General features: G+C 58.6%; 8 protein-coding genes. 7 read left to right on the top strand and 1 reads right to left on the bottom strand.

Going from position 1 to position 11232, the window contains the following annotated elements:
* The first annotated feature begins 297 nt into the window (after positions 1–297).
* The 5 genes from ACQZ48_RS14710 to ACQZ48_RS14690 all read left to right on the top strand — a co-directional run bounded on the left by ACQZ48_RS14710 (position 298) and on the right by ACQZ48_RS14690 (position 8051).
* Complete coding sequence (locus ACQZ48_RS14710) at positions 298–1248, top strand: phosphoribosylaminoimidazolesuccinocarboxamide synthase (RefSeq protein ID WP_077985576.1); 951 nt, start codon at positions 298–300, stop codon at positions 1246–1248.
* A 3-nt stretch (positions 1249–1251) separates the two neighbouring features.
* Positions 1252–1911 carry a TetR/AcrR family transcriptional regulator gene (locus ACQZ48_RS14705; RefSeq protein WP_137412216.1) on the top strand — a complete coding sequence of 220 codons (660 nt, stop codon included), beginning with the start codon at positions 1252–1254 and terminating at the stop codon, positions 1909–1911.
* A gap of 199 nt (positions 1912–2110) precedes the next feature.
* Positions 2111–3313 carry an efflux RND transporter periplasmic adaptor subunit gene (locus ACQZ48_RS14700; protein ID WP_077985574.1) on the top strand — a complete coding sequence of 401 codons (1203 nt, stop codon included), beginning with the start codon at positions 2111–2113 and terminating at the stop codon, positions 3311–3313.
* 53 nt (positions 3314–3366) lie between these two features.
* Positions 3367–6456: an efflux RND transporter permease subunit gene (locus tag ACQZ48_RS14695; RefSeq protein ID WP_137412217.1), complete on the top strand. Its 3090-nt coding sequence runs from the start codon at positions 3367–3369 to the stop codon at positions 6454–6456.
* Positions 6457–6605: 149 nt separating this feature from the next.
* Positions 6606–8051 (top strand): efflux transporter outer membrane subunit, encoded by a 1446-nt coding sequence (locus tag ACQZ48_RS14690; RefSeq protein WP_137412218.1) that lies wholly within the window; start codon positions 6606–6608, stop codon positions 8049–8051.
* Positions 8052–8158: 107 nt separating this feature from the next.
* Here ACQZ48_RS14690 and efp read toward each other — a convergent pair whose 3' ends face one another.
* The gene (gene efp, locus ACQZ48_RS14685; protein ID WP_065114199.1) at positions 8159–8728 is read right to left on the bottom strand and encodes an elongation factor P; all 570 of its coding nucleotides are present in this window, start codon (positions 8726–8728) and stop codon (positions 8159–8161) included.
* A 251-nt stretch (positions 8729–8979) separates the two neighbouring features.
* Between efp and epmA the strand changes: the two genes are divergently transcribed.
* Together epmA and ACQZ48_RS14675 are read left to right on the top strand one after the other, a co-directional pair.
* The gene (epmA, locus tag ACQZ48_RS14680) at positions 8980–10044 is read left to right on the top strand and encodes an EF-P lysine aminoacylase EpmA (protein WP_142913020.1); all 1065 of its coding nucleotides are present in this window, start codon (positions 8980–8982) and stop codon (positions 10042–10044) included.
* Positions 10041–11105 (top strand): lysine-2,3-aminomutase-like protein, encoded by a 1065-nt coding sequence (locus ACQZ48_RS14675; RefSeq protein WP_137412220.1) that lies wholly within the window; start codon positions 10041–10043, stop codon positions 11103–11105. Before epmA ends, ACQZ48_RS14675 begins: the two co-directional genes overlap by 4 nt.
* Positions 11106–11232: the final 127 nt, after the last annotated feature.

The raw sequence follows: 11232 nt of genomic DNA, 5'->3' as shown, positions 1-11232 counted from the left end.
TGATTTTCTTAGAACGAAAGACTTCGTCGCCAGCAGCGCCGCCGCCCTCGTTCAGTGAGCGGACTTATAAGAGAACCTCACCAAACAAGTCAACACACCCATCGTCAAAAAACTGACATTTTTCGTAAGTTATTGTTATTTAATGATAGTTTTGAGTTTCATCTAATAAACAGGGTCCAGCGGCCTCCTTTACCTGCCGACTGGCCCTGCTTCGGGAAACATGCAATAGGAACGGACAGGAGTTTCAGTCAGATCGGGGCGTCCAACGTCCCTATAAAGCCAAGAATTGGAGAGCCCGTGCGCATTCTTGATGAAGCCGTCATTCCCGAGCTGCCGAATTACTACCGCGGCAAGGTCCGGGAAAACTACGACCTGCCCGACGGTAACCGCATCATCATATCCACCGACCGCCTGAGCGCCTTCGACCGTATCCTCACATGCATCCCTTATAAGGGACAGGTGCTCACCCAGACGGCGCGCTACTGGTTCGAGCATACCAAGGATATCTGCCCCAACCATGTGGTCAGCTATCCCGATCCGAATGTCGTTATCGGCAAGAGGCTCGACATATTGCCGGTCGAAGTCGTGGTTCGAGGATATCTGGCCGGCACGACGGGCACCTCGATCCTTACCCTTTATAAGAAGGGTGAAAGGCAGATGTATGGCATGAGCCTGCCTGATGGAATGAAGGACAACCAGATTTTGCCCGAACCGGTGATCACACCAACGAGCAAAGCATTCGATGGCGGCCACGACGAACCGCTGACGCCCGCAGAGATCGTCGGGAAGAAACTGTTGACGCAGGAGCAATGGGACACGCTTTCCCGTTACGCCTTGGCGCTGTTCCAGCGTGGGCAGGAAATTGCCGCAAAGCAGGGGCTCATTCTCGTCGACACAAAATATGAATTTGGGACGGACGAGAACGGTACGATCATCCTGGCTGACGAAATCCATACGCCGGACAGCAGCCGCTATTGGATGGCTGACAGCTACGAGGAAAGTTTCCGCAACGGAACGCGGCCGGCAAGCTTCGACAAGGATTTCGTAAGAGCCTGGGTCGCCGAACGCTGCGACCCTTATAAGGACGACGTTCCCGAAATTCCGCAGGATCTCGTCCTGCAGACCTCCAAGGTTTATATTGATGCTTATGAACGCATCACCGGACAGCGCTTCGTTCCCGACGATAGCGGCGAAACGCCGCTTGCAAGGGTACGCCGGAATCTGGAGCCGTTCTTCCCCGGAGTCTGACCCGTGAGCAAAACGATCGAACAGGCGAGAAAGGGCGACAGGAAGAATGACCTTCCCGTGCGGCGCCGGCCTCGTCGTTCCGCCGAGGAAACCCGGCGGGACATTCTCGCCAAAGCCGAGGAGCTTTTCCGCCAGCGCGGTTTCAATGCGGTGGCGATTGCGGATATCGCCGCGGCGCTCGGCATGTCGCCTGCGAATGTCTTCAAGAATTTCAGTTCCAAGAACGCACTCGTTGATGCGATCGCTTTCGAGCAGATCGGCGCGTTCGAACGGGACATCAAGCCGCTGGATAAAAGCCACGCGCCGCTTTCGAGACTGCGCCATCTAACACGCACCCTGATGGAACAGCACCACCGGGATTTAAACGACAATCCCTACATATTCGAAATGATCCTGATGACGGCAAAGCAGGACATGAAATGCGGCGACTATTACAAATCCGTCATTGCAAACCTTCTGGCCGACATTATCCGGGACGGTGTCGCTGCGGGAATCTATGCCCCCGCCGACATTCCGCCCCTGGCGAACACCGTGCTCCACGCGCTTACAAGCGTAATCCATCCCGTCCTCCTGGCACGGGAAGATATCGGCAATTTAGCAACACGTTGCGATCAACTCGTCGATTTAATCGATGCGGGGTTGCGCAATCCGCTTGCTAAGTGACGATTCCCAATTTACGTCACCTTCTCGCAATTGCTTGCGAAGCGCATAAGCCTGCGCTTCTATGGGCGTGGCGGTCCGGACAGAATGAGCGAAAAGGGTCACTTCCAAGGCCTTCGCCTTTTGTGTCTGTTTCCGGACGCGCATCCGCCGAGCGACATTGCGCTTATAGTTGAATGCGATCGATACGCAGGGAAGAACAATGAGCCGACGTATTTTGCCCCTATTTGCTTCTCTGTGTGTAACCGCCCTTCTGGCGGGTTGCAGTGATGGCGGCGAGAGCAGCCAGAACGCCGCCCAGAATACGGAGCGTCCGCCGTCTCCGGTCAGCGTCATCCTGATGAAGACCGGGGAATACCCCTTGACCACGGTCCTGCCCGGTCGCGCCAGCGCGTTCCAGACAGCGGAAATCCGCCCGCGCGTCACCGGCATCATCCGCGAAATTCCCTTCAAGGAAGGCAGCGAGGTCAAGCAGGGCGATGTTCTCTACCAGATCGAGGACAATACCTATCTGGCAGAAGTGGCGCAGGCCAAGGCGAGCGTGGCGAAGGCGGAAGCAAGCGTTCCGAGCGCCGAGGCGAACCTTGCCCGTTACGAACGTCTGGTCAACAGCGGCGCGACGCAGATCGAATATGAGAACGCCAAGGTGACGCTGCTGCAGGCGCAAGCCGATGTGGCGCAGACCAAGGCTGCGCTGGAAACGGCGGAAATCAACCTCGATCTCACCAAGGTCCGCGCCCCCTTCGACGGCATCACCAGCGCAACAGCCTTCAGCATCGGCAACGTGGTGACGGCCAACCAGACGACGGCTTTGACGACGCTGCGCCGCATCGATCCGATCTATATCGACCTGATGGAATCCAGCATCAATCTTCTGCGTCTGAAAAAGGCAATCTCGTCGGGCCAGCTCGGCGGCGACACGAAGGAGACCGGTATTCACCTGACGCTGGAAGACGGCACCGAATACAAGCATGACGGCAAGATCGACATGTCCGACATGGCGGTGAGCGAAACCACCGGCACCTTCTCCATCCGCGCCCTGTTCGAGAACCCGGACGATCTCCTGCTTCCCGGCACCTATGTTCGCGCCACGTTGACCATCGGCAAGGAAAAAGGCTTCCGCATTCCGCAGCGCGCCGCGAGCCGCAACGCCAGTGGCGAACTGACGGCGAAGTTCGTGACGGCGGAAAACAAGGTGGAAACCCGCACCTTCCCGTCCAGTCAGCAGTCGGGCAATGCCTGGCTGGTGACGGAAAACGTCAAGGATGGCGACAAGCTCATCGTCGACGGCTTCCAGTGGATTGCCGAGGGCGCGACTGTCGCACCGGTTGAAGTGACCATCGACGATCGCGGTATCGTCGTTCTGCCGCAGCAAGCTCCGCCTGCCGCCGCCCCCACGAAATAAGCATGAGCACGAAACCCTCGGTCGAAGCTCGTAAAAGGTAAGGCAGGACTGCCATGGCCCATTTCTTCATCCGGCGCCCCGTGTTTGCATGGGTTATCGCCATCGTCATCATGCTGGGCGGCGCCCTCGCGATCTGGACATTGTCCATTTCGCAGTACCCGGATATTGCGCCGACGACGGTTCGCGTCAGCGCGACTTATAACGGAGCCAGCGCCGAAACCGTCGAAAAATCGGTGACGACCATCATTGAGGACGGCATGACCGGCCTCGATGACCTCACCTATATGACATCGTCGTCCTCAACGGGCAGCGCCGAAGTGACGCTGACCTTCGGCAACAGCATTCTGCCTGACATTGCGCAGGTTCAGGTGCAGAACAAATTGCAGCTTGTCCAGTCGCAATTGCCCGATACCGTGCAGCAGCAGGGTATCCAGGTCAGCCGCTCGACATCGAGCATTCTGATGGTCGGGGCGCTGATCTCGACCGACGGCAAACGCAACTCGGCCGATCTCGGCGACGTGTTCTCCTCGCGTGTCGAGGACCAGATCAAGCGTCTTGAGGGTGTGGGCAGCATCAACGTCTTCGGTTCTGAATATGCGATGCGCATCTGGCTGGATCCGTTCAAGCTCAACAAATACCAGCTGACCACGGCCGACGTCACCAGCGCCATCCAGAGCCAGAACACCCAGGTTTCGGTCGGCTCGCTCGGCGCGGTACCGGCCGTCAAGGGCCAGCAGCTCAACGTGACGGTAACGGCGCAGAGCCAGCTCACCACCGTCGCCGATTTCGAGAAGGTCATTCTCAAAGTCGAGAAGGATGGCGCTACCGTTCGCCTCAGCGACGTGGCGCGCATCGAAATCGGCCAGGAAACCTATGGCGGCGATTCCCGCTCCAACGGCCGTCCGTCCGCCGGTTTCGCAGTCAACCTTGCCACAGGCGCCAACGCGCTCGATACGGCGGCACGCGTGAAAGCGGCCCTGACGAATGTCGAGGGTTCGTTGCCCGAGGGGGTTTCGATTGAATATCCCTATGACACCACGCCCTTCGTGAAACTGTCGATCGAGAAAGTGGTGCACACGCTGATCGAGGCGATCATTCTCGTCTTCGTGGTACTTCTGGTATTCCTGCAAAACCTCAGAGCCACCTTCATCCCGATGATCGCCGTGCCGGTGGTTCTCTTGGGCACATTCGGCGTGCTTGCGTTGACAGGTTATTCGATCAACACGCTGACCATGTTCGCCATGGTGCTTGCCATCGGCCTTCTCGTGGACGACGCCATCGTCGTCGTCGAAAACGTCGAACGTATCATGTCGGAAGAAGGCCTGTCGCCGGTTGAGGCGACGGAGAAGTCGATGGGCGAGATCACCGGTGCTATCGTTGGTATCGCACTCGTGCTGACCGCCGTGTTCATTCCGATGGCCTTTTTCGGCGGATCGACCGGCATCATCTATCGCCAGTTCTCGATCACCATCGTGTCAGCTATGCTGCTGTCGGCTGTGGTCGCCATCGTTCTGACACCGGCGCTTTGCGCCACGATGCTGAAACCGATCGACCATCACAAGAAGCAGCGCGGACCGGGCGCCTGGTTCAACCGCGGCTTCGGCAAAACGACGGACGGTTATGTGTCCTCCATCGGCTATCTGCTGAAGCGTCCGCTGCGCGTGATGATCATTTTCGCGGTCGTTATCGGAGGCTGCGTCTGGTTCTTCAGCAAGCTGCCTAGCTCGTTCCTGCCGCAGGAAGACCAGGGTGTTCTTCTGACGATCATTCAAACCCCGACCGGTTCGAACATCGAACGCACCAACGAGGTGGTGAAGCAGGTTGAAAACTACTTCCGCGAAAAGGAAGCCGCCAATGTCGAATCGGTCTTCGGCGTGCTCGGCTTCAGCTTCAGCGGTTCTGGCCAGAACAACGCCATCGTTTTCACCAAGCTCAAGGATTTCGAAGAACGCACGGCGCCGGATCAACATGCCGGTGCCATCGTTCAGCGCGCCATGGGCACCTTCTTCGGTTTCCGCGATGCGCAGGTCTTCCCGCTTCTGCCTCCGGCCATTCAGGGCATGGGCACATCGAGCGGTTTCTCGATGTATCTCGTGGATAGCGGCCGCAACGGCACCGAGGCACTAACCGCCACGTCCAAGGAACTGATCGCGCTGGCGACCAGCAATCCGAAGGTCAGCTCGCTCAGAAGCGGCAACCAGGACAATGAAACGCAGATGAAGATCGTTCTCGATCAGGAAAAGATGGGAGCCATGGGGGTCGATCTGTCCTCAGTGAACCTCATGCTGTCGACGATCTTTGCCGGCCGGGATGTCAACGACTTCACGCTCAACGGCGAGCTGAAGCCGGTCTATGTTCAGGGTGATGCGCCCTATCGCATGCAGCCGGACGACCTCAAGTTCTGGTACGCCCGCAATACCAATGGCGAAATGGTGCCTTTCTCTTCCTTCAGCGAAGTGAAATGGATCAATGCGCCTCCGTCTCTCGCCCGCTTCAACGGCACGGGCGCCATCTCGCTCGAAGGCACCGCCGGTGCAGGCGTTGCATCCGGTGACGCCATGGACGAGATGGAACGGCTGACGGCGAGCCTGCCGGGCGGCTACACGGTGGCGTGGCAGGGCATTTCCTATCAGGAACGCCTTTCCGGCTCTCAGGCGCCGATGCTCTATGCGTTGTCGGTACTGATCGTGTTCCTTTGCCTTGCCGCTCTCTATGAAAGCTGGTCGATCCCCTTCTCGGTCATTCTGGCCGTTCCGGTGGGTGTCCTCGGCGCTTTGACTGCGGCCCATTTCTTCGGCCAGACGAATGACGTTTACTTCAAGGTGGGCCTGCTGACGACTATCGGTCTCGCGGCGAAAAACGCGATCCTGATCGTCGAGTTCGCCAAGGAGAGGCAGGAGCACGGGTTAAGTCTTGTGGAAGCGGCGCTGGAGGCAGCCAAGCTGCGCCTGCGTCCGATCATCATGACGTCGCTGGCTTTCATCCTGGGTGTCGTACCTCTGGCAATCGCAACTGGAGCGGGTTCCGCCGCGCAAAATGCAATCGGAATCGGGGTTCTGGGTGGTATGCTTTCTGCAACACTGCTCGGAATTTTCTTCGTTCCGTCCTTTTTCGTCATCATTCGCCGCCTTTCAAGGCGTTAACAAAACAAAAATGGGCTGTGCCAACCGTTAATACGCTGCTAGAAATGTTGCCGATTTGGCTAATGCACGTTTCTAGGGCATATCGACCGCGCAGCCCGTTTGTCAGCAAGCCGCGCTCGGTAAGCCAACCTAAGAATTGGGAAAATTACATGCTGTCTATTCGCGCTACTCTTCCCCTGACAATGCTGCTGCTCTCAGGCTGCGTCGTCGGGCCCGACCACAAAACGCCGGAAATTCAATTGCCGGGAAAGTTTGCGGAAGCCGGAAAAACCAGTAATGGCGACATCAGCAGCGTTGCGTGGTGGACGGCCTTTAACGATAGCCGCCTCAATGGTTACGTTTCCACGGGCCTCAGTCAGAACCTGACCGTGATGCAGGCGATCGAGCGCATCAATCAGGCGCAGGCACAGGTGATCGTGGACGGCGCTGGCGGCCTGCCAAGCCTGACGGCAAGCGGCAGCCACTCGACCAGCGAGACCAAGGGCAGCTATCGAGATGTTCCCGTCACGAACGTGTCGTCGGGCGGCCTCAGCGTTTCCTGGTTCCTAGACCTCTTCGGCCGTTACCGCCGCGCCACCGAAAGCGCCAATGCATCGCTCGATGCCGCTTACTCCACGGTCGACGTTCAGCGCCTGACGCTGATTTCAGCCGTCGCCGCCGCCTATATCGACGTGCGCTACTATCAGGAACGTCTGGAGATCGCTCGCCAGAACCTGGGCTCGCGCCGCGAAACGCTCGATCTGACCAAGTTGCAGCTCGAAGCCGGTGCGGCCTCGCGACTCGATGTCGTCCAGTCCGAAGGTCTGGTCAATTCGACGCTGTCGCAGATCCCCGGCCTCGAAACCAGCTTCCGCAAGGCCGCGCACCGCATCGCGACCCTGCTCGGCATGCCGGCCTCGTCGCTCATCGCTGAACTGCAGAAGGGCGCACGCCAGCCTGTTGCGCGGGCAGTTCCCCCCACCGGTATTCCGGCCGACCTGATACGCAACCGCCCGGACATCCGCGTCGCTGAACGTAATCTCGCCGCTGCGGTCGCCACGATCGGCGTGACCGAGGCGCAACTTTATCCAAGCATAGAGCTTGGTGGTGCGATCACCCCGAGCTATAATTTCCTGAGCGGCGGCGCTAGAGGAACGGCCAATAGCTGGTCCTTCGGTCCGAGCCTAACTCTTCCGATTCTCGACGGCGGCAGACTGCGCGCCAATGTCGACATCGCCAACTCACAGGCGCGAGAGCAATATCTCGTCTGGAAGGCAACTGTTCTCAATGCGGTGGAAGAAGTCGAAAACGCCCTGGCCGCTATCAATCGCGACCAGCGTACCGTCAACGCTCTGAGAAAGACCGTCGCCTCCTACCAGGAAGCGCTACAACTCTCCACTGCCAGCTATCGTGACGGTGCATCGTCTCTGCTCGATGTTCTGGATGCTCAGCGCTCGGTCTCAGATGCACAGGCAAACCTTGCCACGGCGATCCAAACGACCGCGCAGGACTACGTCTCGCTCAACGTAGCGCTCGGCGGCGGTTACGCCGTTGGCCAGACCACGGCTCCGAAGAAGGCGCCCGGCCCGACCCGGACCGCGGCCAAGGCCATGTAAGACACGCCGCAAGGCAAAGAAAAAGCCCGCGTCTCGACGCGGGCTTTTTATTGTTCGTGATACAAAAAACACCGGTCGCCCGGTGCTTTTTCAACTGGCCGTCAGGCTCAGTTCTTGGCGCGCTCGACGTAGGAATTGTCTTCGGTCGCGATGACCACGCGGATACCGGCATCGATATGCGGCGGCACCATGGTGCGGATGCCATTGGAGAGAATTGCCGGCTTGTAGGAAGAAGACGCCGTCTGGCCCTTGACGACCGGTTCGGTTTCCGTGATTTCCAACGTGACGTGACGCGGTAGTTCAACGGCCAGCGGATTGCCTTCGTGGATGGAAAGAACGCAGGTCATGCCTTCCTGAAGATAGGCCTTCTGGTCACCCATCGTCTCGACATCGACCACGACCTGATCGTAGTTTTCCGGGTTCATGAAGTGGAAGCCTTCGCCGTCTTCATAAAGGAACTGGAAGTTCAGGTCTTCGACGAAAGCCCGCTCGACCTGCTCGGTGGTGCGCCAGCGCTCGGAGACCTTCACGCCGTCAACGATGCGGCGCATGTCCACCTGCGTGACCGGCGTGCCTTTGCCGGGGTGAAAGTTCTGCGCAGTGAGAACGACGTAAAGCTTGCCGTCCACGTCGAGAACATTGCCCTTGCGGACGGATGAGGCGATAACCTTGACCATATGACTTCCTTGTAACTCGATGAAATGCGTCGTAAAGGACTGCGTGGCAGCACCGGCCCCGGCAGACGTTTTGTCTTTTTTCTGGGGCGCAACTACCTTAAATCCGCACGAATTGCCAGCCTTCTACAGCAATTCGCGGAAGAGTGCCTAGCGGTTTTCCGCCCGGAAATGCTTTAAATGATGCGATCAGGCGTTTTGCGGGCCATTTATCCGCAATTGAGCGCCGCAGAGAAGACGGAAAAGAACTGAGAATGCGCGCAAGCAAAGAGACAATGTCGCCATGGTGGACGCCTGATGTCCACGCGGATCGACGCGCGTTTCTCATTGAGCGCAATGCGATCCAGTCGGCCTTTCGCGGCTATTTCGCCAGCGCCGATTTTCTTGAGGTCGATACCGCGACATTGCAGGTTTCCCCCGGCAACGAGGCTCATCTGCATGCTTTCGCTACGCAAGGCCTGACGCCGGCCGGCGACGCCGCGCCGCTTTATCTTCACACTTCTCCCGAATTTGCCTGCAAGAAGCTGCTCGCCGCAGGTGAAAAACGCATCACCTGTTTTGCCCATGTTTACAGAAACCGGGAAAGAGGCCCTCTGCACCATCCGGAATTCACCATGCTGGAGTGGTATCGAGTCGGCGAAAACTATGAGAGCCTAATGAAGGACAGCGCCAATCTTCTGGCGCTGGCGGCTGAAACCGCAAAGGCGAAGAGTTTCACCTATCGTGGTCGCAGCGTCGATCCGTTTCTCGAACCTGAGCGGGTAAGTGTCGCCGAAGCCTTCGAGCGATATGCCGGTGTGGACCTGCTGGCCACCATCAGCCGAAACGGCGAAACCGACAGTCGCCATCTTGCCGCGAGCCTCACCAATGCCGGCATTCGCGTGGCCGATGACGATACCTGGGCGGATATGTTCAGCCGTGTCATCGTGGAACGGGTGGAACCGGAACTGGGTTTCGGCAGAGCGACCATTCTTGACGAATATCCGACCGCAGAAGCGGCCCTTGCTCGCAAGTCCCCTGGGGATGCGCGGGTGGCGGAGCGTTTCGAGCTATATGCCTGCGGCGTTGAACTCGCCAACGCCTTTGGTGAATTGACCGACGCGACTGAGCAGAGACGGCGTTTCGAAATGGAAATGGCCGAGAAGCAGCGCATTTACGGCGAGACCTATCCGCTGGACGAGGATTTTCTGGCCGCACTCGCCATCATGCCGCCTGCAAGCGGCATAGCACTCGGGTTCGATCGGCTGGTGATGCTGGCGACAGGCGCCCCCCGTATCGATCTCGTCATGTGGGCCCCAGTCGCGGAATATGGACGATGACAGGGCTTGAGATCATCAAGACACCCGAAGCGCTTCTCGAAGCGGGGCTGATTGAAGCCGAAGCGCTGGAGAACCTGCGCGCGGTGACGCAGCGTTACGCACTCGCCATCACGCCATCGATTGCCGGGCTGATCGACAGCCGCGACCCGCAGGATCCCATTGCCCGGCAATTCGTACCGGACGCGGCCGAACTCGTTCACCTTCCCGAAGAGCGCGACGACCCGATTGGCGACGACGCACACAGCCCCGTCCACGGCATCGTCCACCGTTATCCCGACCGGGTTCTTCTAAAGGCGGTGCACGTCTGCCCCGTCTATTGCCGCTTCTGTTTCCGCCGGGAAATGGTCGGACCGCAGGGCAATGGCATGATGAGCCCGGCTGAGCTTGACGCCGCATTCGACTATATAAATGCTAACCCCGCCATCTGGGAGGTCATCCTGACCGGTGGCGATCCGCTGGTGCTTTCCCCCCGGCGCCTGTCTGACCTGATGACGCGCCTGAAAAACATACCGCATGTGAAGATCGTCCGATTCCATACCCGCGTGCCGGTGGTCGATCCCGACCGTATCGACGTGGCACTGATCGATGCGCTGAAGGCCAGCGGCAAAACCACCTATGTGGCCCTGCACGCGAATCATGCCCGTGAACTCAGCGAAACCGCAAGGCGCGCCTCGGCGCGCCTGATCGACGCCGGCATCGCGATGGTCAGCCAGACCGTCCTTTTGAAAGGCGTCAATGACGACCCGGCGGTTCTTGCCGAGTTGATGCGCGCCTTTGTCGAGACCCGTATCAAGCCCTATTATCTGCATCATCCCGATCTTGCGCCCGGCACCAGCCATTTCCGGCTAACGATCGACGAGGGCCAGCGAATCGTTTCGGCGTTACGCGGAAACGTCTCCGGGCTCTGCCAGCCGACCTATGTTCTCGACATTCCCGGCGGTCACGGCAAGGCCGCTATCGGCCGAAATGCGGCCGAAAAGACCCGCGATGGCTGTTACTCCGTTTCCGATTTCAACGGAAACGATCATATTTACCCACCGCCCGCTACCGGCGGCAATTAAAACAAACATAAAAAGCCCGCTGCACCGGGCTTTTCGTGGCGGCCTCGGCCGAAAACAAAAATTTCACAATTCCGCCCCTCTCCTGTCATCATAAAGAAAAATATTCTACCTATAACAATCAGCATTG

Source organism: Agrobacterium sp. 22-209-1 (assembly GCF_053522485.1).
The sequence above is the reverse complement of the archived record's forward strand: the minus strand, read 5'-3'. Positions and strand labels throughout refer to the sequence as shown.